Origin of the sequence: Thermobifida halotolerans (assembly GCF_003574835.2) — a bacterium.
GTDB classification, from domain to species: Bacteria; Actinomycetota; Actinomycetes; order Streptosporangiales; family Streptosporangiaceae; genus Thermobifida; species Thermobifida halotolerans.
Genome location: NZ_CP063196.1, coordinates 3,945,269 through 3,968,346, shown reverse-complemented (window position 1 = coordinate 3,968,346; position 23,078 = coordinate 3,945,269). Strand labels below are relative to the sequence as shown.

Below are 23,078 nucleotides of genomic sequence, written 5' to 3'. Positions count from 1 at the left end.
TCAGTAAAAATTCCGTGGAAAGCCTTTGCGTCCTTTCGGAGTGTCTTTGTCGAACCGGGAAATCCGATGCGGAGTTCCCGGGTAGCCGTCCCTGTCTTTTCTCGGCGACGGGAGACGGACCCGGCGGAGCGGTTCGGCGCGGGCCGCCCCGGGCGTGCGCGGTTGTTCCGGGACCGGAGGAACCGGATCGGTCGTGGAGCCACACGGTGGGAACGGAGCGAGCGGAGCGGATCGCCCGGCACGGCTCCGCCAGGACCGGCGTCAGCGACGTCGCGTGTGCCGCCGGGACCGCCAGGGGCGCGACCTACCGGGAGTCCGAGCGAGGAAGCCGTCCCGGGGACGGTCGGCCGGCACGGTCCTCCTCGCGCGGCAGGTCGGGCTCCAGGTAGATCATCCGGGCGATCGGGACCGCCGCGCGGATCCGGGCCTCGGCGCCGTTGACCGCGCGGACGATCTCGCGGGCGTCGTTCCTGACGTCGACGGCGATCTTGGCCGCCACCAGCAACTCGTCCGGTCCCAGGTGCAGGGTGCGCATGTGGATCAGGGCGGGGATGTCGTCGCTGTCCAGCAGCGCTTCCTCGATGCTCCGGACGTGCTCGGGGGTCGCCGACTCCCCGATCAGCAGGCTGTTCATCTCCACCGCGAGCACGACCGCGATCGCCACCAGCAGGAAGCCGATCGCGGCGGTGCCCAGCCCGTCCCACACGCCGTCGCCGGTGAGCAGTGTCAGGCCCACGCCGACCAGCGCGAACACCAGGCCGAGCAGTGCGCCGACGTCCTCCAGCAGGACCACCGGAAGCTCCGGGGACTTGGAGCGGCGGACGAACTGCGCCCACGAGGCCCCGCCGCGTACCGCGTCGGACTCCTTCACCGCGGTCCGCAGCGACCCCGTCTCCATCACGATCGCGGCGACCAGCACGACGACCGGAACCCAGTGCCACGCGGTGATCGGATGCGGGTCGCTGATCTTGTGCCACGCCTCGTACAGCGCGAACAGCCCGCCGAGGCTGAACAGCACGATCGCGACGAGGAACGCGTAGACGTAGCGCGCCCGCCCGTAGCCGAACGGGTGCTCGGGGGTGGCGGTCCGCCGTGCCCTCCTCCCGCCGACCAGCAGCAGCGCCTGGTTGCCGGAGTCGGCGACGGAGTGGATCGACTCGGCCAGCATCGCGGAGGAGTTCGTCAGCAGGTAGGCCACGAACTTGGTGACCGCGATGCCCAGGTTCGCGGCCAGCGCGGCGAAGATGGCCCTCCTGCTTCCCTCTGTGCTCACCCGTCTGCCCTCCTCGCACCGCCGTCACCCGGGGCGGTCCCCGGCGCACCGCCGTTCCTCTTCGGGCTCACAGGTCGATGACGACCTTCACGTCGTCCCCCTCGGCGGTGAACGCCTCGTGCGCGCGCTCCAGGGGCAGTCGCCGGGTGATCATCCCCGCCAGCCAGGACCGGTCGGCCCACGACAGCGCACGCGCGGCCAGTTCGTAGTGGCGGAGGTTGGCGTTGACGGAGCCGAAGAACGCGTCGTTCTCCAGGACGATCTCGCGGTTGAGCGAACCGGCGTCGACGGTGACCTTCGGACCGGCCGACGAGATGCCGGTGAGGCAGACGACCCCGAAGGCCGCGTTGTTGGTGATCGCCTCCATGATGAGCGGCCCCGCCCCGGTGGCCTCGATGATCACGTCCGGCCTGATCTCGGAGGCGACGTCCGAGATGTCGTCGGTGTGGTAGGTCGCGTCGAGGCCCGCCACGAGCTCCGGTTTCGCCCCCTCCTCGATCTGGTCGAGGACGTGCACCTCCAGACCGCGCTGCACGCCGAGCAGGGCGGCCAGCAGACCGATCGGCCCGGCTCCGGTGACGAGCAGGCGCTGCGGTTCGAACCAGGACCGGCCGCCGATCCGCTCGATCTGCTCCCACGCCTTGGCCACGATCGAGGCGGGCTCCAGCAGGACGCCGACCTCCTCCAGGTCCGGATCGAGCCGGACGGCGTAGTCGGCCGCCACCGTCCACTGCTGGGAGCCGTAGCCGTGGAGTTCCTTGATGCCGCGCTCGGTGAACCGGCCGTTGCGGCAGGCGTCGAACTCGCCGTGGGCGCACGCCCCGCACGGTTCGGGGTCCGGGCGGCGGACGACGCCGACCACCAGGTCGCCCGGTGCGAAGCCGCTGCCCTGCGGCGCCTCGCGCACCCGGCCCAGCGACTCGTGGCCGAGGACCAGCCGGTCCGCTCCGGGCGGGGCCGCGCCGTGCTCGCCCCCGACGATGTCGTGGTCGGTGCCGCAGACTCCCAGCGCCACGCCGTCGACGAGCAGCTCCCCCTCGCCCGCGACGGGGGAGTCGACCTCGCTCACCTCGACCGATCCGGCCTTTCCGGGTACCACTGTCAGAGCTCGCATGCCTTCTCCTTCGCTCGGCGCCTCACCGTTGTCGGTCCCTCTCACTGCTCTCCTTCCGACTCTCTTCCCGAGAGACGAAGTCGGAAAGACGGGCGCGCCAGGTTCGCAGCCGGGTGCGCAGGGGAAGCTGCGGACGCCACGACACCCACGGCAGCCACGGGACCGCGGCCGGGCGGGCGACGCGCGGCCGGTCGATGTCCTCCTGGAGCACCCCCTCGACGTCATGGGGGTCGATCCCGGCGAACAGCATGATGTCGGTGGCGACCAGCAGCACGGCCAGGTGCGTCGAGACGGTCAACGGGTCGTCGTCGGTGGGGCGCCCACCGAACGGGCGGGCGGCCTCCAGCGCCCGGTCGACCGCGCGCTGGCGGGTGGCGTGGCCGTTGAGGTCCTTGGCGAGCATGTCGAGCGCCGCCGCGATCTCGCACACCATCGGGGCGAACCGGTGCCGTTCGTCGGGGCTCATGGCCGCGGTGGTGCGGGCCAGAGTCAGACAGCTCTCGCCCAGGTAGATGAGCCGGTCGACGTGCTCGTCCTCGCGCAGGATCGGTGTCAGGTCCCCCCACCGGATGGTGGAGCTGCGCACGGTGCGCCTGCTGCTCTCCCGGGTCTGGGTGAGGTCGGCGATCGGTTGGCTCAGGCCGCCCAGCCGGTCGACCGTCTCCTCGGTGGAGGTGCTGTCGTCGCGGGCCAGCGCGCGTCCGGTGTCGTCGAGCATCCGCGCCATCTCCGCCAGCGCGTCGGCCTCGGCGCGGCGCAGGATGGCGACCACCCGCACCGGGAACAGCAGTTGGCTGATCACGAGAGCCGTTCCGGCGCCGATGAGCGCGTCGGCGAACCGGTGGAGTCCCGCCTCCTCGGCGAAGGTCACGATGAGGATCGCGCTGACGGCGGCCTGACCGATCACCAGGCGGGCGAAGTTGACCACGATGGCCACCGCCATCGCCACGCCGATGGCGACCGCGAGGCCCTGGTAGTTGGCTCCGGCGAGCATCACCGACAGTTCGCCCACGAGGATGCCGATGACCACTCCCAGCAGCAGGCGGACGGCGTTGGCGCCCCGCTCCCCGCCCGCGGCGTTGAGCGCGATGACCGCCGCGATCGGCGCGAAGAACGGTTCGTGGCTGTCGGTGACGTACTTGGCGATCAGCCAGGCCACCGTTCCGGCGACGATGGCGTGCACGACCGACCAGGCGTTGCCGGACAGGCGGTCCCACGCGGCCGGGGCCTCGGCCGTCAGCCGCCGCCGTCCGGCGTGGAGGAGAGCGCGTAGCAGCCGCATGTCGTTTCCATCGAGGCCGGATGAGTGGACGACCGTGCGTTCGCACGGGAATGGTCGCTTCGGCCACCGGTACCCGCGTTGGCGCGAGGAATGTGCTGGGTGGGTGGTTTTTCCGGAGGGGGCGGCGTTCGGCGGGCGGACGGGGTGCGGCGGCTCCGGGACGCCGCCATGTTTCCGGAATCCGCGGGAAGAAGAAGAGTGGTGTGTACACCAGAAACTAGGATGTCCTACTATTTAGTTGGGCATCCTACTATCCAGTTGTCGCCACCCGGGAGGATCCAGATGGGTGACAAGGCCGAGTCCGGCTCACTCCACCGTCCAGCACACCCCGTGCGCTTCGTCACCGCGTCCAGCCTCTTCGACGGCCACGACGCGTCGATCAACATCATGCGCCGCATCCTGCAGTCGCAGGGCGCCGAGGTCATCCACCTGGGACACAACCGGTCGGTGCGCGAGGTGGTGGACGCCGCGCTGGAGGAGGACGTCCAGGGTGTCGCGGTCAGCTCCTACCAGGGCGGCCACGTCGAGTACTTCGAATACCTGGTGGAACTCCTGCGCGAACAGGGCGCCGACCACGTCAGGGTGTACGGCGGCGGGGGCGGCGTCATCGTCCACGAGGAGATCGAACGGCTGCGCGCCCGCGGAGTGCGGATCTTCTCCCCCGAGGACGGACAGCGGCTGGGCCTCGCCGGGATGATCAACGCCCTCGTCCGCGACTGCGACGTCGACCTGTGGGAGCACCGGCAGGTCGACGCCGACGCCGTCCTCTCCGGCGACCGGCTCGCCCTGGCCCGCGCCGTCACCGGCGCCGAGACCGGACGCCTCCCCGACGACCTGCTCGGGAAGCTGCGTTCCGGGGCCGCCGACATCCCCGTCCTGGGCATCACCGGTACCGGCGGCTCCGGCAAGTCCTCCCTCACCGACGAACTGGTGCGTCGCTTCCGCCTGGACCAGCAGGACAAGCTGCGCATCGCGGTCCTCGCGATCGACCCCACCCGCCGCCGCGGCGGCGGCGCGCTGCTGGGCGACCGCATCCGCATGAACTCCCTCGACGGCGACCGGATCTTCTTCCGCTCCATGGCCACCCGCGGCAGCCGCGAACTGCCCGACCACCTCGACGACGTGATCGCCGTGGTCAAGGCCGCCGGATTCGACCTGGTCATCGTGGAGACCCCCGGCATCGGCCAGGGCGACGCGGCGATCGTGCCGTTCGTGGACGTCTCCATGTACGTGATGACCCCCGAGTTCGGCGCCGCCTCCCAGTTGGAGAAGATCGACATGCTCGACTTCGCCGACGTGGTGGCGATCAACAAGTTCGAACGGCGCGGCGCCAAGGACGCCATGCGCGACGTGGGCCGCCAACTGGTGCGCAACCGCGAGGCGTTCGGCGCGCGCCCCGAGGACATGCCGGTGTACGGCACCTCCGCCGCGACCTTCAACGACGACGGCGTCACCGCCCTCTACCAGCACCTGCGCGGCGTCCTCGCCGAACGGGGACTCCGGGTCGCCGAGGGCGTCCTGCCGCGCGTCGACGTCCGCCACTCCAGCGGCATCACCCAGGTCGTCCCCGCCAACCGGATCCGCTACCTCTCCGAGATCACCGAGACCGTGCGCGCCTACCGCGCCGAGACCCGGCGGCTCGCCGAGGCCGCCCGCCGGGTGCAGCGGCTGGAGGAGACCGCCGGGGACCTGGCCGCCGCGGGCCACGACACCACCGCCGTCGAGGAACTGCTCGCCGCGGCGCGCCGGGAGCTGCCGCCCGACATCACCGACCAGATCGCGAACTGGCCCGCCGTCGTGGCGTCCTACTCCGGCGAGGAGCAGGTCGTGAGGGTGCGCGACCGCCAGATCCGCACCGCGCTCACCCGCGAGTCCCTGTCCGGCACCGTGGTCCCCCGGGTCGCCCTGCCGCGCTACACCGACCACGGCGAACTCGTGTCGTTCTGGCGGCGGGAGAACCTGCCCGGCTTCTTCCCGTTCACCGCGGGCGTGTTCCCGTTCAAGCGCGACAACGAGGACCCCGCCCGCATGTTCGCCGGGGAGGGCGACCCGTTCCGCACCAACCGGCGCTTCAAACTCCTGTCGGAGGGCCAGCCCGCCACCCGCCTGTCCACCGCGTTCGACTCCGTCACCCTCTACGGCCGCGACCCCGACCCGCGCCCCGACATCTACGGCAAGGTCGGCACCTCCGGCGTCTCGGTGGCGACCCTGGACGACATGAAGGAGCTGTACTCCGGGTTCGACCTGGCCGCGCCCACCACCTCGGTGTCGATGACCATCAACGGCCCGGCCCCGACCGTGCTGGCGTTCTTCCTCAACACCGTCATCGACCAGCAGTTCGACGCCTTCCGCGCCGAGCACGGCCGCGAACCCGACGAGGAGGAGGCCGCCGGACTGCGCGCCCACGCGCTGCGGTCGGTGCGCGGCACGGTGCAGGCCGACATCCTCAAGGAGGACCAGGGCCAGAACACCTGCCTGTTCTCCACCGAGTTCTCCCTGCGGATGATGGCCGACATCCAGGAGTGGTTCATCGCCAACCAGGTCCGCAACTTCTACTCGGTGTCCATCTCCGGCTACCACATCGCCGAGGCCGGGGCGAACCCGATCAGCCAGCTCGCGTTCACCCTCGCCAACGGCTTCACCTACGTCGAGGCCTACCTCGCCCGCGGCATGCACGTCGACGACTTCGCGCCCAACCTGTCGTTCTTCTTCTCCAACGGCATGGACCCCGAGTACTCGGTGCTCGGCCGGGTGGCCCGCCGCATCTGGGCGGTCGCCATGCGCGACAGGTACGGCGCGGGCGAGCGCTCCCAGAAGCTCAAATACCACGTGCAGACGTCGGGCCGGTCCCTGCACGCCCAGGAGATGCAGTTCAACGACATCCGCACCACGCTGCAGGCGCTGATCGCGATCTACGACAACGCCAACAGCCTGCACACCAACGCCTACGACGAGGCCGTCACCACCCCCACCGAGGAGTCGGTGCGCCGGGCCCTGGCCATCCAGTTGATCATCAACCGCGAGTGGGGCCTGGCCATGAACGAGAACCCGCTCCAGGGCTCCTTCGTCATCGACGAGCTCACCGACCTGGTCGAGGAGGCCGTGCTCGCCGAGTTCGACCGGATCAGCGAGCGCGGCGGCGTGCTCGGCGCGATGGAGACCGGCTACCAGCGCGGCCGCATCCAGGACGAGTCGATGCTCTACGAGCAGCGCAAGCACGACGGCTCGCTGCCCATCGTCGGCGTCAACACCTTCCGCAACCCCTCCGGTGACGACGGCTCGGCCAAGAAGATCGAACTGGCCCGCGCCACCGAGGAGGAGAAGCAGTCGCAACTGCGGCGGGTCAAGGAGTTCCGGGAGGCGCACCGCGACGAGGCCGACCGGGCACTCGAACGGCTGAAGCAGGCCGCCGTCACAGGCGAGAACGTCTTCGCGGTCCTCATGGACGCGGCCCGGGTCTGCACCCTCCAGCAGGTCACCGAAGCGTTCTTCGAGGTCGGCGGCCAGTACCGCAGGAACGTGTGAGCCGGGCGGGTCCGGCCGGCCGCTGGGTCGGACCCGCCCGCTCCCGGCGGCGGAGGAGGGGACGGCCGCCGGGACGACCCTTCCGGAGAGGCGGTGGCAAAGTGGCGGTCCACGACGACATGGGGCATCCGGTGCCCCTGACCGGTCCGGTGCGGCGCGTGGTGTCCCTGGTGCCCTCGCTGACCGAGGCGATCGCGCGCACCCGGCGCGAGGCGCTCGTCGGTGCCACCGACTGGTGCACGCACCCGGCCGACCTCGACGTGCCCCGGGTGCGCGGCACCAAGAACCCCGACCGCGCCGCCGTCGCGGCGCTGCGCCCCGACCTCGTCGTGGCCAACAAGGAGGAGAACCGGGAACTGGACGTCCGCAGGCTGCGCGCGGCCGGCGTCCCGGTGTGGGTGACCGTCATCGAGACGGTCCCGCAGGCGCTGGACTCGATGGAGCGGCTGTTCGCCGAGGCCCTGCGCTGGCCGGTGCCCCGCTGGCTGGTGGAGGCGCGCCGCGCCTGGTCGCGCCCGGTGCCGCCGCCGACGGCGCGCGTCGCGATCCCGGTGTGGCGCGATCCGTGGATGGTGGTGGGCGGCGCGACGTTCACCGGCGACCTGGCCCGCCGTCTCGGGCTGGCCAACGTCTTCGCCGACCACCCCGGCCGCTATCCCAGGGTGGAGCTCGCCGACATCGACCGCGACGACGTCGACCTGGTCCTGCTGCCCGACGAGCCCTACGTCTTCACCGCCGACGACGGCCCCGAGGCGTTCCACCGGACATCCACCGAGCTGGTCAGCGGGCGGCTGCTCACCTGGTACGGCCCGTCGCTGCTGCGGGCGCGCGAGGAGCTGGGCGCCCGGCTCCCGCGGTGACGCGCGCCCCGGGAGCCGGGAAGGCGGCCCCGGAGGGAGGTCCCGGGCGGCCTCGGCCCCGTGGTGCGGAAGTGCCCCGAAGGCGCGGGGAGGCGGAGGCGCGGGCGGGACCACCCGCGCCGACCCCCGCGCATCCCGAGGAGGGGGCTGCCAGAGACCTCCCGCGCCGCGTGGGGGTCAGCGGCCGAGGAGCCCCGTCTCGCGGGCGCGGTGCACCGCCTGGACGCGGTTGGTGGCGTCGAGCTTGCGCATGGCGCTCTTCAGGTACGACTTGACCGTGTTGGGCAGCAGGCCCAGCACCGCGGCGACCTCGTCGTTGGTGCGGCCCACCGCCACCTCCGCCAGTACGTCGACCTCCCGGGGCGACAGCCGGACCGCCGGGGCCCGCGGGGCGGCGCGCCGGTCCGCGGGCGGGCGGCGCGACAGCGACCGCGCGCGGCGGCACACCTCGACCAGGCGGCGCCGCGCGTCCTCGTCCCCGACCGTCTCGGCGATGTCCGACAGCTCCGCCAGCAGCTCGTCGAGCTCGGCGGCGCTCCCGGCGGGCGCGCCGCGGTCGGCGTCCCGCTCGGCGGACAGCGCGGCGGCGAGCCTGCGCTGCACCTCCCCCTCGACCTCGAAGTCCCGCTCGACCCGTTGGACGACGCGCGCCAGGGACGCGAACCCCCGGTCCCCGAAGCCGACGGGCCGCCTGCTCGCCGCGTACAGCACGGCCCGCGTCGACCCGCCGACCCGCACCGGCATCGCGACGATCGAACGCAGCCGCTCGGGGGCGACCGCGTGGTCGTAGACGTGCGTGATCGTGTCGGAGGCGAAGTAGTCGTCGACCACCCACGGGCGGGCCAGTTCCAGGGCCCGGCCGCCCAGCCCCGCGCCCGCGTCGACCCGCAGACTCAGCAGTGACCTCGTCCGGGTGCCGCAGAGCTGGTCGATGACAAAGCCCCGGCCGTCGCGGGTCACCGGGCCGCCGAAGGCGACCGGCAGGCCGGACTCGCGGCGCAGGTCCCGCACGGCGCGGGCGAGCAGCGGGGCGGGGTCGGGCAGAAGCCGACCCGGTGAGGTCGCCACAGGCCGCACCCCCGGAGGTCACGATGGTGGTGCCCGTCACATTACCTCAATTCGGGGGTGGTGACCGAGGTCACCCCCGCGCAGTATGGCTTCCGACACAGGCGCGGCCCCACGCGGGGACGGGAGAGCCCGCGGTGGGGCCGCGCTCTGCCAAGGGAAAAGGGGGGACACGTGACCACCGGTTCTGCCACCGAGGCCTACCGCCGGGCCCGCGACACGCTGCTGCGGCTGTCCGGGGACCACCGGGGCGCGGTCGAGACGTTCCAGTGGCCCGACCTGGGCCCCAGGTTCAACTGGGCGATCGACTGGTTCGACTCCTACGCGCGCGACAACGACGCCACGGCGCTGTGGCTGGTCGAGGAGGACGGCGGCGAGGCCAGGTACAGCTTCGCCGACATGGTCCACCGCTCCGACCAGGTCGCCGCCTGGCTGGCGGACCGGGGCGTGGCGCGCGGGGACCGGGTCATGCTCATGCTCGGCAACCGGGTGGAGCTGTGGGAGTCGATGCTGGCGGTGATGAAGCTCGGCGCGGTGATCATGCCGACCACCACCGCGCTGGGACCGGCCGACCTCGCCGACCGCATCGAACGCGGCGGCGTCCGCCACGTCATCGCCTCCGGCGCGGACGCGCCGAAGTTCGCCGGGATCCCCGGCGACTACGGCAGGATCGCGGTCGACGGCGGGGTGGCGGGCTGGGCCGACTACCGCGACGCCCGCGCGGTCGCCGAGCCGCGCGTCAAGCACCCCGAGACCGCGCCCGACGACCCGCTGCTGCTGTACTTCACCTCCGGCACCACCAGCCGGCCCAAGCTCGTGCAGCACACCCAGGTCTCCTACCCCGTCGGTCACATGACGACGATGTACTGGCTGGGGCTGCGCCCCGGCGACGTCCACCTCAACATCAGCTCGCCGGGGTGGGCCAAGCACGCGTGGAGCTGCTTCTTCGCGCCCTGGATCGCCGAGGCGACGGTCTTCGTCCACAACTACTCCCGGTTCGACGCGGAGGCGCTGCTGGAGCAGATCCGCCGCGCCGGGGTCACCACCTTCTGCGCGCCGCCGACCGTGTGGCGGATGCTCATCAACGCCGACCTGTCGGGCGGCCCCGGCGCGCTGCGGGAGGCCGTCGCCGCCGGGGAGCCGCTCAACCCCGAGGTGATCGAGCAGGTGCGCCGGGCGTGGGGGCTGACGCTGCGCGACGGCTTCGGCCAGACCGAGATGACCGCCGTCGTCGGCAACACCCCCGGCTCCCCGGTCAAGCCCGGATCGATGGGACGCCCCCTGCCCGGCTGCCCGGTGGTGCTCGTCGACCCCCGCAGCGGGCAGCCCGCCGAGGAGGGGGAGATCTGCCTCGACCTGTCCGCGGCGCCGACGATGCTCATGACCGGCTACCAGGGCGACCCGGAGCGCAACGCCGAGGCGATGGAGGGCGGCTGGTACCACACCGGCGACGTCGCCAGCCGGGACGCCGACGGCTACATCACCTACATCGGACGCACCGACGACGTGTTCAAGGCGTCCGACTACAAGATCAGCCCGTTCGAGTTGGAGAGCGTGCTGATCGAGCACCCGGCGGTGGCGGAGGCCGCGGTGGTGCCCGCGCCCGACCCGGTGCGTCTGGCGGTGCCCAAGGCGTACGTGGCGCTGGCTCCCGGACACGAGCCGACGCGGGAGACCGCGCTGTCGATCCTGCGCTACGCGCGCGAGAACCTCGCGCCGTTCCAGCGGGTGCGCCGACTGGAGTTCGCGGAGCTGCCCAAGACGATCTCCGGCAAGATCCGCCGCGTGGAACTGCGGCAGCGCGAGGAGGAGATCGCCGCGGACGGAAGCGGAACGGCTCCGCGGGAGTGGCGCGACGACCAGTTCCCGGAGTTGCGTCCGGGGGACGCGGCCGCGTCCGCCCGCTGACCCGGGGCGGTTCCGGGAAGCGGCGTCGCACGCAATTCGGGATTCGGGGGGCGCTCCGGCGGGGCGTCCCCCGAATGTCTGTGGCACACGGGAGCGGAGGGCACGGGGAAGCGGGAGCGGCAGCCGCCCGGGAGCACGGGGAATTTCCCTGGTCTGACGGGGTTTGAGCGTTCGGTTCTGCGGTGGGTGCGGGTTGTTTTCGGAGAAACCGGGGAAAGGCGTGGTATTCCGCCTCCGTGTTCGGGCGCGCCTCCACGGGGGATGGGCCGCAGGGACGTCGGCCACCCCAGACCGGTACCCCGTGGCGCGGGACCGTTGTCAAAGGTGCGGGTGGGTGGGGCCGTGTCCGGGCTCGGCGCCCAGGGGCGCCTCGACCGGACACCGGCAACCCGTGGTGGCCTGTCGCGGGGGTTGGTGTGGAATGCCGTGGGTTGATCGGCTGATCCCTTCTTCTCCACGTGGCCGGTGTCTGTCGCGGAGGCGGGCGTCGCACCTCGGTGAGGTTTGGGTTCTGTGTCTGTGGTGGGTGCGGGTTCTTCTCGGAGAAACCCGGGAAAGGCGTGGCATTCCATCTCCGCGTTCGGGGCGGGTGACCACCGGCAGCCGGTGGTGGTCCACCGCGGGGGTTGGTGTGGAATGCCGTGGGTTGATCGGCCGCCCTCTCTTCTCCACGCGGCCGGTGCCCGTCGCGGAGGCGGGCGTCAAACCTCAGTGAGTCGAATGCGCTGTTCGTCCACGTTAATTGAGATTTGAACGGAAATGGCCGTTCGGTGGCGGCTTTGGTGGTGTGGAAATGTCGGCTATGCTGCCGCGGTGGCGGTGAGGCGCACCGAGACCGAAAACGTCATGGGTTCAGGGTGGGAAAGATGTGTTCTGTCCCACCCTAATTTCATGACAATCAATTTGTTTTTCTGGTCGGTCGAATGGCCGCGCCGGCCGCCGCCCTTCCCCCACTCAGTGACGTGCCGGAACGCGGACTGCGATGACTGCTCGGAAACCCGCCCGCGCCCCAGCGGGCACGACGCCGCTGAGCGTCCCCCTTCTGCTGGCCTCCGTGGTCCTCGTGGCCGCGGGATGGACGTGGGCCGCCTGGCGCGTCCCCGCGGCCCACCTGCCACCCGTGCTGGTGGCGGGCGGAACCTCCCTCCTGCTGCTGCTCGCCTTCGGAGCGGGTCTGCGCCACCAGGCCGTGCGGGCCGCCCGGGCCGCCTCCCACGCCGACCGGACACGGGCCGACGCCGAACGGCTCACCGGAGAAGCCATCCCCGCCGTGGTCGAACGGGTGCGCGCGGGCGCCTCGGCGGCCACCGCGCTGGACGGCATCGACCGGTCCGTCGGCTCCGTCCACCGCTCCGTGCTGGAGACGGTCGCCACCGAGATCGCGCGCAGCGAACGCCGCCGCGTCGCCGCGATGGCCGCGTGCGCCACCGCCGCGGGCCGGGTCCAGGCCATCACCACCGCGATGCTCGCCGACCTCCGCGACATGCAGCAGCGGCACGGCAACGGACCGCCCACCGCCGACGTCCTCGGCGACCTCATGCACCTCGACCACAGCACCGCCCAGGCCGGACGGGTCGCCGACAGCATCGCGGTGCTCACCGGAGCCCGCAGCGGACGGCGGTGGACCCGCCCCATCCCGATGGAGAGCGTGCTGCGCGGCGCGATGGCGCGCATCGGCGACTACCAGCGGGTGCGCACCCACTCCGCCTCCAGCCTCGCGGTCGCGGGCTACGCGGCCGAAGGCGTCATCCACGCTCTGGCCGAACTCCTCGACAACGCCGCCAGGTTCTCCCCGCCCACCTCCGAGGTCCACGTGTACGTGGAGGAGGTGCAGGCCGGAGCCGCGGTCATCGTCGAGGACGGCGGCCTCGTCATGGGAGAGGAGGCGCTGCGCCGGGCCCGTGAGGCGGTGAGCGGCGACACCGACCTGAGCGCCCTCTCCGGCACCCGGCTCGGCCTGGCCGTGGTCGGCAGCCTCGCCCGCAGGTACGGCCTCTCGGTCTCCTTCCGCCCCTCCTCCCGAGGCGGCACCGCGGCCGTCCTGCTGCTGCCGCAGCGCATCCTCAAACCCGGCGACCCCGTCACCCCCGACCTCCCGTCACCGCCGCCCGCGCCCGGTCGGCACACCCCGCCGCCCGAGACCCCGACCGCCCCGGCCGGACAGCCACCGCGCGAACCCGCCGCGGAGGGCGCCGTCCGCGGCGACAGCGGCCTGCCGATTCGGCGCCGCGGCCAGACCCTCGCCGCGGCACAGCGCGACCGGACCCCACCGCCGCCCACCCGATCCGCACCGGTCACCCCGTCCGAAGGCTTCAAGGCGTTCCGCGCCGCGGTACGCAAGGCACCCCCTCACCGCACCCAGGAGGACAGATCCTGATGGACCTCACCAAACTCGGTTGGCTCCTGGAAGGACTGCTGGAACGCACCCCCGGCGCCCGGCACGCGCTCGTGCTCTCCCGCGACGGCCTGAAACTGTGCCACACCGTCGGACTGGGCACCGACCAGGCCGACCACCTGGCGGCCATCGCGGCGGGCATGCAGAGCCTCGCCCACGGCGCGTCCGTCGAGTTCGGCGACGGAGGCGGCGGAGTCCGCCAGGCCATGGCCGAGTTCTACGGCGGACTGCTGTTCATCGTCGAGGCGGGCGCGGGCGCGCACCTGGCCGTCGTCGCCGGAGAGGACGCCGACCCCGGCCTCACCGGCCACAACATGAACGAACTCGTCGAGCAGATCGGCGAGTACCTCACCGTCGACTCCCGCGACACGGCCGGGCCGGCCCCCGGTGGGGCATGAGCCGCCCCATCGACCGGGAGACCCCCGACCGCCTCTACGTCATCACCTCCGGGCGCAGCCGGGGCGGGGACGACTCCTTCGACTCGGTGACGCTGATCGTCACCGAGTCCGACCCGGTCCCCGGAATGCAGTCCGAACACGTCCGCATCCTGCGGATGTGCCGACGCCCCGTGGCGGTCGTGGAGATCGCCGCCCGGCTGGAGCTCCCGGTCACCGTGGTCCGCATCCTGCTGACCGACCTGCTCGACGCCGGGCACATCACCGCCCGCCATCCCACCGCCGCGAGGTCCGCGGCCCCCGTTCCCCCGGACGTGCTGGAGAAGGTGCTCGTTGCGCTCCACGAACTCTGAGAACCCCGACCCGCCGTCGGCCCTGCCCGCCACCGCCGCACAGGGCCTGAAGCTCGTCGTCGTCGGCGGATTCGGCGTCGGCAAGACCACCCTGGTCCGCTCGGTCAGCGAGATCCGCCCCCTCAACACCGAGGAGACGATGACCCAGGCGGGAGCCGGGGTGGACAGCCTCCGCGGCGTCACCGACAAGACCACCACCACCGTGGCGTTCGACTTCGGCCGCATCACCGTGGACGCCACGTCCGTGCTCTACCTGTTCGGCGCGCCGGGACAGGAGCGCTTCTGGTTCCTGTGGGACCGGCTGTTCACCGGAGCGCTGGGCGCGGTCGTGCTGGTCGACGCCCGGCGGCTGGAGGACTCCTGGTACTCCATCGACCGACTGGAGGCGCAGCGCACGCCCTTCGTCGTCGCCCACAACAACTTCGGCACGTCCTACACCCTCGACCAGATCCGCGCGGCCCTCGACCTCGCGGACTCGGTCCCCCTGGTGTCCTGCGACGCCCGCCGACGCGAATCAGCCAAACAGGTGCTGATCACCCTGGTCCACCACGTGCGATCGACGGTGCGGGAGGTCGTCCGATGAGCACGCCGCACGGCGGGAGCGCCGCCGCGCCCTCCGCCTTCCGCCTGTACGGTCCGCGGTTCCAGACCGCGCCCACCGAGCTGTACCGGCAGATGCGCACCCGGTACGGGCCGGTCGCCCCGGTGCTGCTGGACGGCGACATCCCCGCGTGGCTGGTGATCGGTTACCGGGAACTGCACTACGTGCTCAGCCACCCGGACCTGTTCGCCCGCAGCTCCCGGCGGTGGAACGCCTGGGACCGGGTGCCCGATGACTGGCCGCTGATGCCGATGGTGATGCGCAGCCCCACCGTGCTGTGCTCGGAGGGGGAGGAGCACCGCCGCCTGGCCGGGGCGCTCAACGACGCGCTGGCCGGGGCCGACCAGCACGAGGTGCGGCAGTACGCGGTGCAGGCCGCCGACCGGCTGATCGACGGCTTCTGCACCGGGTCGAAGGCCGACCTGCGCGCCGACTACGCCGCGCGCCTGCCCGCCATGGTGCTGGGACGGCTGTACGGGCTGGACCCGGCGCGCGCCGACGTGCTCGCGGACGCGATGACCACCATGATCGACGGCGGTCCCGAGGCGAGGCGGGCCCAGCAGTTCCTGCTGAAGACGATGGGTGAGCTGGTGGCGGCCCGGCGGCAGCGGCCCGGCCCCGACGTGGTCTCCCGGCTGCTGGCCCACCCCGCGGACCTCGGTGACCAGGAACTCGTCCCCAACCTGGTGGTGCTGCTGGGCGGGGGCCACCAGCCCACCACCGAGTGGCTCGGCAACGCCCTGCGCCTGATGCTCACCGACGACCGGTTCGCCGCGTCGCTGACGGGGGCGCGCAGCAGTGTGCGCGAGGCGCTCACCGAGGTCCTGTGGGAGGACACCCCCACCCAGAACTACCTGGGCCGCTACGCCGCCCAGGACGTCGAACTGGGCGGTCAGCCGCTCCGCGCCGGAGACCTCGTGCTGCTCGGCCTGGCGGGAGCCAACACCGACCCGCGCGTCAGCCCCTGCCCCGGCGCCTCCCCGGGCCGGGGCAACCAGGCCTACCTGTCGTTCTCCCACGGCGAGCACCGCTGTCCCTACCCGGCACAGGAGCTCGCGGAGATCATCGCCGCGGCGGGTGTCGAGGTGCTGCTGGACCGGCTGCCCGACGTGGAGCTCGCCGTCGGAGTCGGCGAACTGCAGTGGCGCCCCTCCCCGTGGATGCGCGGCCTCGTCGCGCTTCCGGTCACCTTCACCCCCGTCACCCCCCTTGGAGGCCAGTGATGACTTCGCCCGCCGACACACCGATCGTCCTCGACCCCTACGTCTCCGACCTGGAGGGGGAGCGCGGACGCCTGCGCGCTGCCGGGCCGATCGCCCGGGTGGAGCTGCCCGGCGGGGTGCGGACCTGGTCGATCACCCACCACCGGGCCGCCCGCGACCTGCTCACCGACGCCCGCCTGTCGAAGAACATGGCGCACTGGGCCGCCTACCACCGCGGCGAGATCTCCCCGACCTGGCCGCTGCTCAGCGTCATCCCGCCGACCCCCACCAGTCTGCTGGGCGCGGACGGCGCCGACCACAGGCGGCTGCGCGCCCTCGTCGCCCAGGCGTTCACCCCGCGGCGGGTGGAGCTGCTGCGACCCCGGGTGCGTCAGATCACCGACGAGCTGCTGGACGCCCTGGAGGAGCGCGCCGACCAGGTCCAGGACCTGAAGTCGGAGTTCTCGTTCAAGCTGCCGATGCGGGTGATCGGCGAGCTGTTCGGGGTGGCGGGGGCCGCGCACGGCCGGTTGCGGGCGCTCTACGACAAGTTCTTCAGCTCCGTCACCGCGCCGGAGGACTTCGTCGCCACCCGCGAGGCGCTGGTGCGGTTCTACACCGACCTGATCGCGGAGAAGAAGGCCGACCCCGGCGACGACCTCACCACCGCGCTGCTCCAGGCCGACGAGAACGGCGACTCGCTGACCGACGAGGAGGTGCTGGGCACGCTCCAGGTCGTGGTGGCGGCCGGACACGAGACCACCGTCAACCTGCTCACCAACACGGTGCGCGCCCTGCTGGCCCACCCCGACCAGCTCGAACTGCTGCGCTCGGGCAGGGCCACCTGGGAGGCGGCGGTGGAGGAGTCGCTGCGCTGGGACCCGCCCACCACCAACTTCATCTTCCGGTTCGCCACCGAGGACATCGAGTACGGCGGCGTCACCATCGCCAAGGGCGACCCGGTGATGGTCTCCTACGGCGCGATCGGCCGCGACCCCGCCCAGCACGGCGAGAACTCCGACGCCTTCGACATCACCCGGTCCGACGGCCGCCACATCTCCTTCGGCTACGGTCCGCACGTGTGCCCGGGCGCGCCGCTGGCCCGTCTGGAGGCGCAGGTCGCGCTGCCCGTGCTGGTCGAGCGCTTCCCCGACATGCGGCTGGCCGTGGCCGACTCCGACCTCGTGGCCAACCCGTCGGTGATCGTCAACAGCCTGAAGGAGTTCCCGGTCGTCCTGCGGCCCTGACCCCCGCGGCGCCCTCTCTGGAGAGGGCCACCGGAGAAGGCGGCCCCTTCCCGCCCCGGGGCCGACGCGGGGAGGAGGTCAGGCCATACGGGCGGTCGGAACCTTCGCCAGGTGCTCCTCCGGGGCCTGCGGCTCGGGCAACCCCGCCTCGGCGCGCACCGACCGCCCCAGCGACTCGACCGACCTGAGCGCGTCCAGGACGTCGTCCGCCGCCACCTGGAACGGCAGGTTGTGGATGGTCTCCTCCGGAACGGTCGCCGCCGCCACCACGGTGCGCAGCACCTCCTCGTCGGCGTCGCCCAGTCCCGCCTCGGTGAGCGTCGTGGGCAGCCCCAGACGCGCGGTGAACTCCACGAACTCGCGGATCTCGGTCGATGACGCCCCCTCCAGCACGAGCTGGGTGATCGACCCGATGTTGACCTTCTCGCCGTGCGCCAGGTGGTGCGTGTGCGGGACGGCGGTCAGTCCGTCGTGGATCGCGTGCGCCCCGGCCAGGCCGCCCGACTCGAAGCCCATCCCGGACAGCAGCGTGTTCGCCTCCACGACCGCCTCCACGGCGGGAGTCACCAGGTTCTGGCGCACCGCCTCGACCGCGGGCAGCGCGTTCTCCCACAGGATGTCCCAGGACACCCGGGCCAGCGCTATACCGGCGTGCGTGGCCAGCCCGCCGGCCATCGTCGGCCCGCTGGCGCGCTGCACCGCGCGGGCCTCGATCCAGGTGGCGAGCGCGTCCCCGATCCCGGCGACCAGGAACCGGACCGGCGCGTTCGCGACGAGCTGGGTGTCGACGAGCACGAGATCGGGGTTGCGCGAGTAGAACCGGTAGGACTCGAACGCGCCGTCCGGGGTGTAGATGACCGACAGCGCCGACGTGGGCGCGTCGGTGGAGGCCACGGTCGGCACGCTCACCCAGCGGACACCCGCCTCGTCCCCGGCGGCCTTGGCGGTGTCGATCGCCGAGCCGCCGCCCAGGCCGATGACCACGTCGCTGCCGTGTTCGCCGATGGCGTCGGCGACCCGCCGCGCCTCGGCCGCGGTGGGAGTCCCGCCGAACTCCTCGAACCGCGTCGGCAGCCCCGCCTGCCGGAACGACTCGTTGATCGTGGACTCGGTCATCTGCCGCACCACGTCGTCGGTCAGGATCAGCGGGGTGGAGCCGATCGCGGCGACGTACCTGCCGAGATCGGCGAGCACCCCCCGCCCCTGGACGTAGCGTGCCGGAGCGATCAGTGAGCGCGTCACCACCAGGGTCGCGGTCGTCTCGGCCATGGTTCCCCCTCAGTCGTCCTCGACGAACCTTCCGGGGGCCGCTAGCCGAACCACCCGTCCCATAAACGATGATCTTGGTGTCGGCGGTCGCGAATCCGCAGGTGGAGACCTCTGGGCGGCGAGACCGTCAGGGCAGGTAGCCGAACTGGCTGAGGCGCTTGCGGGCCACCTCCAGCTCCTTGTCGGTGAACAGCGGGACGAAACGCTCGGCGCACACCACCGCCTCGACGGTCAGGTCGAGACGGCCGCGCTCCCACAGCGCGGAGAACCCGTCGGAGACGGTGGGCGCGTGCAGCAGCCTGCGCGCCGCGCCCAGCGGACCCAGGTCGGCGAGCATGCTCAACAGGTGGGTGGGCGTGTACCCGGCCTCGTCGCGGGAGCGGTCGTAGACCTCGCGCAGGGCGCGGCCGAACTCCCGCAGCAGCGGTCCGGTGTCCCCCGCCGACCGCTCCTGCTCCTCCCGCTCCTCCTCGGGGACCGGGGAGCGCTCCACCCGGTCCCCGGCCACGTCCGCGTTGCGCCGGTTGACGTAGCCGAGCAGCGCGTCCGCCGAGGTGAACACCTCATAACCCAGCTCCTTCAGCCGCGCCAGGTCGGCGGAGTCGGGATCCAACTCCAGTACCACGGGCGCGCCCTGCCCGGTCTGCAACCCGTCCGGCCAGAACGCCTCGGCCACCGCCAGCCCCCGACCGGTCTCGGGGTCGTGGATCTCGGTGTCGACGGACGGTTCGGCGCACCCCAGCCGCCGCAGCTCCTCGACGAGGTCGCGGACCTGGGCGGCGCGCGGGTCGTCGGCCTCCTGCGGCACCACGGTGATCGGCCGCAGCGGCTCCTCGGCGGCGCCCGCCCGCCCGGAGCGCAGCTCCTCCAGGAAGGACTGCGCGGCCTCGGCCAGCAGTTCCCGGCGGGCCGCCAGGAAGTCGCGGTAGCGCTCGGGACGCCACAGCGCGGGATCGGTGGGAATCCACTGCGAGGCCAGCACCCCCGGATGCGCGGCCTCCGCCTCGGCCAGGTACTCCTCCGGCGTCCGCCTGCCGATCGCCGCGTCGCTGTCGGGGGTGAGGAAGCAGAAGTTCGCGATCGCGTCGGCCTTGCCGTGGCCGCGCACCAGAGCGGTCGGGAAGATGTTGTGCCGCTGGATCGCCGTCACCGAACCGAGCGCGTCGGCCCGCAGCTCCCGTCCGGTGCCGAGGTCGCGGGCGCCCCTGACCCTGGTGAGCAGGTACAGCAGCGGGTAGAAGCGGCCGCCCTGCGTGCCCTCGAAGTCGTGCGGACGGACCTCCAGGGAACCGCCGCGGGCGCGCTCCAGGGCGGCGATCAGCCCGTCGACGCCCTTGCCCTCGGCCAGCACGTCGTAGTCTCGCTGCAGGGTGGTCTCGGTCATCGCGGTGTAGCGGGCCCGCAGCGCCGACTGCATGTACCAGTACAGGACCCTGTCGCGGTGGGCGCCGTCGCCCAGCGAGCCCCCGCCGAGTTCCAGCAGCCGCACCGCCACGCTGATGGAGGACCGGCTCTTCAGCACGCGGTCGTGGTCGAGGCCCAGCCGCCCCGACACCGCGGTCAGGAAGGTGTCGGTGTGCGCGACCGCCCTCTCCAGGGCCTCCTGGAACCGCTCGGCGGACACCCTGGACAGCGCGTCGAACTGGGAGCGGCCCGTCGCGACCGCGGTGACGGTGCGCAGCAGCCAGTCGAGGCTGAACTGGAAGCCGGTCCCCCGCCACCGGTCGATGGCCGCGCGCATGGTCCGGCGCGCGTCGGGCCACAGCGCGCACACCTTGGCCAGTGCCAGGTCCCCCTTGGACAGCTTGGTGCCGCCCGAGTTGACCCGGTTGAAGATGTCGACGACCTCGTCGACGTCCTTCTCCGCCCCGGTGATCTTCTCCTGGTGGAAGTCCCGCTCGGTCACCTGGTGCAGCCGGTTCAACCGCTCCAGGTAGAGGGCGGCCTGGTCGGGGACGTCGCCGAACGCCGTGATGTAGTGGACGGGATTGCGCCGGAACAGCTCCGTCACGTCCACCCAGCGCGGGTCGCCCGACATCTTGCTGGGCGAGTGGAACGCGAACTCCTCGTCCGCCACGTTGAAGTACAGCCCGGTGAACGCCTTGGCGTCGCCGTCGAAGAACGCGGGCGGCCTGCCCCGGATGACGCCGTACAGCGAGGTGATGCGCTGCTGGCCGTCCAGCAGCATCAGGTAGGTGCCGACCCCGGCCGCGCCGCCCCGGGCGGACACGCCGACGGCGTCGGTCTCCCACAGCAGCAGACTGCCCACCGGATAGCCCCGATACAGCGAACGCATCAGGCCGCGCACCTGGTCGCGGTTCCACACGTAGCCGCGCTGGAACTCCGGCAGCAGGATCGTGCCCGAGTCGATCTGGTCGAGCAGGGCGGACAGCTTGGCCATGGACGGACCTCTCTTCGCGGGTTCTCTCGGCGGGCTCAGGCGGGGGAGGGCAGGAACGGGCTGGGCTCCCGGCTCCAGGTAACGTGCAGCCGCTCCCGGGCGCGCGTGCACGCCACGAACAGCAGGCAGCGTTCCCGTTGCAGGTCGGCGCGGTGGGCGGCCTCGTCCTCCGCCTCGGGGGTGACCGCGTTCGTCGCGGGTATCTGGCCCTCGCTGACCCCGGCCACCGCCAGGCAGCGAAACTCCAGGCCCTTCATGCGGTGCATGGTGCCCACGGACACCGCGTCCTCGGCGGGGCGGCCCCCGGCCAGGAGCCGCGCCGGAACCGACTCCGCCTCCAGGGCGGCGACCACCTCCCCGGCCAGCCGGTTGAACCGCACGGCCACCCCGATCTCGTCGGGGGCCACTCCCGCGTCCAGCCAGCCGCGCACCGTCTCGGCGAGGTGCCGCAACTCGGCGTCGCGGGCCGCGAACCCCCGCACGGTCGGGGCGGGGCCGCGGACCTCCGAGCGGCAGCCCGCGATCGAGTCGAGGCCGCCGTCCATGTCGTCGATCCGCTCCCCGCGCAGCAGTTCCAGGCTCCACGCGAGGATCTCGGCGGTGGTGCGGTAGTTGACCCGCAGCCGGGCGGAGCGTCCGGTGACGTTCACGCCCACGTCGCGCAGGCTCACCCGGTGCTGGTAGATGCGCTGGTGGGTGTCGGCGGCGAAGAACAGGTCGTCGGGGCCCTCCGGCACGGCCGCGCGCAGCAGCCGCCACTGCTCGGGGCTGAGGTCCTGGGCCTCGTCGACCACGACGTGCCGGTACGGCTTGTCGGCGCGTTCGCCCAGGATGCGGGCGGCCTCGACGCGGACGGTCTCGTGGGTCCACAGTCCCCGTTCCCGCAGCGCCGCCTCGAACTCCCAGATCGCCTGCCACACCTGGGCGCGCTGCCGGGAGCCGAGGGCGCGGCCCCGGCCGGTGCGCTTGGCGGCGAGGTAGTCCTGTGCCGAGCGCACCCGCTGGGCGAGGACTACCTGGCGCCACTCCTCGGCGAGGAACGCGGGAGTGAACGGGACGTCCAGGTCGCGGGTGATGGAGGTCCACAGTTCCCGTTCGCGCCGGTCGTCCAGGAGCGCGGGGGCGCCGTGCGCCTCGCGGAAGACGCGGTGGGCGAGCTGGTCGACGTGGGTGACCTCCACGCGGTCGGCGACGTCGTCGGAGTCCGCCAGCAGCCTCATGCCCGCCCGCAGCGACTCGGCGAGCGTGGAGGTGAACGTGGTGACCAGCACCCGCCCCTCGCCGTGGACGGCCAGGTGGTGGGCGCGGTGCAGGGCGACCACCGTCTTGCCGGTGCCCGGCCCGCCCGTGACCCGGGCCGGTCCCCGGTAGCGGGCCTCGACCACGCCGCGCTGCACCGGGTGCAGGTAGACCCGCCACAGCGCGAAGGGGTGCGCGAACACCGCCATCAGCTCCTCGGGGCCGTCGACCAGCACGATCCGGTCCCGGCTGCGCCGCACCGCCGCGCCGATGTCGTCGGGGTCGACCCGCTCGCCGGCGGTGATGGCGGCGCCGAGTTCCTCCCACACCTCCTCGGGGCTGTATCCGGCGGCCAGCCCGAACAGCACGTCCCACTGGGTGGGCGGCAGGAACGCCTTGGCCGCGTCCAACTGCACCGGGTCGGTGATCGCGCGGGCGAACGCCAGCGTCTGCTCGTCCACCCCCAGCCGCCGCAGGTCGGCGTCGCCGACGTGGTCGAACAGCCGCGCGGGGGCGTCCCGCGCGGTCCGCTCCAGGTGCGGCAGGGAGGCGGCGATGGCCTCGACGTCGCGGATCTCGATGCGTCCGGTGGCGGTGTTGACGGAGGCGGTGCGGCGCTGCGCCCAGTCGTAGGCGTCGTCGTGCGGCAGCACCTTCAGCAGGGTGTAGGTGTCTCCGCTCTCGGGGGCGAGGACCACCCCGCGCCAGAACCGGTCGACGCGGACGGTGCGGAACCGGTCGTCGCGGGCGTGCGTGATCTTCTCCAGGTGTACCCCGGTGTGGTGGGCGTTCTCGAACTTCGAGAACACCTCGGTGACCCGGTCCTGGACGGACTTCTCCAGTTTCGCGAAGTCGCGCAGGAAGTCGCGGTCAATCGCCAGATGCGCCATCGATTGGTTCCCTCCGGTCCGGTCCGACCGTATCGCGGTGTCCGTGGTCCTTTCGGAAA

At 72.4% G+C, this 23,078-nt stretch carries 16 protein-coding genes; 9 read left to right on the top strand and 7 right to left on the bottom strand.

All coding sequences use genetic code 11. From position 1 onward, the window contains the following. Positions 1-304 precede the first annotated feature (304 nt). The 3 genes from NI17_RS17705 to NI17_RS17695 all read right to left on the bottom strand — a co-directional run bounded on the left by NI17_RS17705 (position 305) and on the right by NI17_RS17695 (position 3,669). Positions 305-1,273, bottom strand: coding sequence for a cation diffusion facilitator family transporter (locus NI17_RS17705; RefSeq protein ID WP_119267747.1), 969 nt, complete (start codon positions 1,271-1,273; stop codon positions 305-307). 67 nt (positions 1,274-1,340) lie between these two features. Then, complete coding sequence (locus tag NI17_RS17700; RefSeq protein ID WP_068688029.1) at positions 1,341-2,387, bottom strand: glucose 1-dehydrogenase; 1,047 nt, start codon at positions 2,385-2,387, stop codon at positions 1,341-1,343. A 22-nt stretch (positions 2,388-2,409) separates the two neighbouring features. Beyond that, the gene (locus NI17_RS17695; protein WP_068688030.1) at positions 2,410-3,669 is read right to left on the bottom strand and encodes an FUSC family protein; all 1,260 of its coding nucleotides are present in this window, start codon (positions 3,667-3,669) and stop codon (positions 2,410-2,412) included. A gap of 282 nt (positions 3,670-3,951) precedes the next feature. Here NI17_RS17695 and icmF point away from each other — a divergent pair, with 282 nt between their 5' ends. Together icmF and NI17_RS17685 are read left to right on the top strand one after the other, a co-directional pair. After that, complete coding sequence (gene icmF, locus NI17_RS17690) at positions 3,952-7,194, top strand: fused isobutyryl-CoA mutase/GTPase IcmF (protein WP_119267746.1); 3,243 nt, start codon at positions 3,952-3,954, stop codon at positions 7,192-7,194. 119 nt (positions 7,195-7,313) lie between these two features. Beyond that, the gene (locus NI17_RS17685; protein ID WP_068688410.1) at positions 7,314-8,054 is read left to right on the top strand and encodes a helical backbone metal receptor; all 741 of its coding nucleotides are present in this window, start codon (positions 7,314-7,316) and stop codon (positions 8,052-8,054) included. 177 nt (positions 8,055-8,231) lie between these two features. Here the strand turns inward: NI17_RS17685 and NI17_RS17680 are convergent, their stop codons facing one another. Continuing rightward, entirely contained in the window at positions 8,232-9,122 is an 891-nt protein-coding gene (locus NI17_RS17680; RefSeq protein ID WP_068688032.1) for a LuxR C-terminal-related transcriptional regulator, read from the bottom strand. Positions 9,123-9,293: 171 nt separating this feature from the next. Here NI17_RS17680 and NI17_RS17675 point away from each other — a divergent pair, with 171 nt between their 5' ends. The 7 genes from NI17_RS17675 to NI17_RS17645 all read left to right on the top strand — a co-directional run bounded on the left by NI17_RS17675 (position 9,294) and on the right by NI17_RS17645 (position 17,220). Then, positions 9,294-11,027, top strand: a complete 1,734-nt coding sequence (locus tag NI17_RS17675) for an AMP-binding protein (RefSeq protein ID WP_068688033.1) — start codon at positions 9,294-9,296, stop codon at positions 11,025-11,027. A gap of 982 nt (positions 11,028-12,009) precedes the next feature. Next, positions 12,010-13,404: an ATP-binding protein gene (locus tag NI17_RS17670; protein WP_068688034.1), complete on the top strand. Its 1,395-nt coding sequence runs from the start codon at positions 12,010-12,012 to the stop codon at positions 13,402-13,404. Beyond that, positions 13,404-13,820, top strand: a complete 417-nt coding sequence (locus NI17_RS17665; RefSeq protein WP_068688035.1) for a roadblock/LC7 domain-containing protein — start codon at positions 13,404-13,406, stop codon at positions 13,818-13,820. Before NI17_RS17670 ends, NI17_RS17665 begins: the two co-directional genes overlap by 1 nt. Next, positions 13,817-14,170, top strand: a complete 354-nt coding sequence (locus tag NI17_RS17660; RefSeq protein ID WP_068688036.1) for a DUF742 domain-containing protein — start codon at positions 13,817-13,819, stop codon at positions 14,168-14,170. Before NI17_RS17665 ends, NI17_RS17660 begins: the two co-directional genes overlap by 4 nt. Next, on the top strand, positions 14,151-14,753 hold the full coding sequence (locus NI17_RS17655; RefSeq protein WP_068688037.1) for a GTP-binding protein: 603 nt from the start codon (positions 14,151-14,153) through the stop codon (positions 14,751-14,753). Before NI17_RS17660 ends, NI17_RS17655 begins: the two co-directional genes overlap by 20 nt. After that, the gene (locus NI17_RS17650) at positions 14,750-15,994 is read left to right on the top strand and encodes a cytochrome P450 (RefSeq protein WP_068688038.1); all 1,245 of its coding nucleotides are present in this window, start codon (positions 14,750-14,752) and stop codon (positions 15,992-15,994) included. Before NI17_RS17655 ends, NI17_RS17650 begins: the two co-directional genes overlap by 4 nt. After that, positions 15,994-17,220 (top strand): cytochrome P450 family protein, encoded by a 1,227-nt coding sequence (locus tag NI17_RS17645; RefSeq protein ID WP_119267755.1) that lies wholly within the window; start codon positions 15,994-15,996, stop codon positions 17,218-17,220. Before NI17_RS17650 ends, NI17_RS17645 begins: the two co-directional genes overlap by 1 nt. 78 nt (positions 17,221-17,298) lie before the next feature. Here the strand turns inward: NI17_RS17645 and NI17_RS17640 are convergent, their stop codons facing one another. From NI17_RS17640 to NI17_RS17630, 3 genes are all read right to left on the bottom strand, one after another. Beyond that, entirely contained in the window at positions 17,299-18,489 is a 1,191-nt protein-coding gene (locus NI17_RS17640; RefSeq protein WP_068688040.1) for a glycerol dehydrogenase, read from the bottom strand. 127 nt (positions 18,490-18,616) lie between these two features. Further along, entirely contained in the window at positions 18,617-20,890 is a 2,274-nt protein-coding gene (locus tag NI17_RS17635) for a GmrSD restriction endonuclease domain-containing protein (protein WP_068688041.1), read from the bottom strand. Positions 20,891-20,925: 35 nt separating this feature from the next. Next, positions 20,926-23,019 (bottom strand): UvrD-helicase domain-containing protein, encoded by a 2,094-nt coding sequence (locus NI17_RS17630; RefSeq protein ID WP_243597540.1) that lies wholly within the window; start codon positions 23,017-23,019, stop codon positions 20,926-20,928. Between the last annotated feature and the right edge of the window lie 59 nt (positions 23,020-23,078).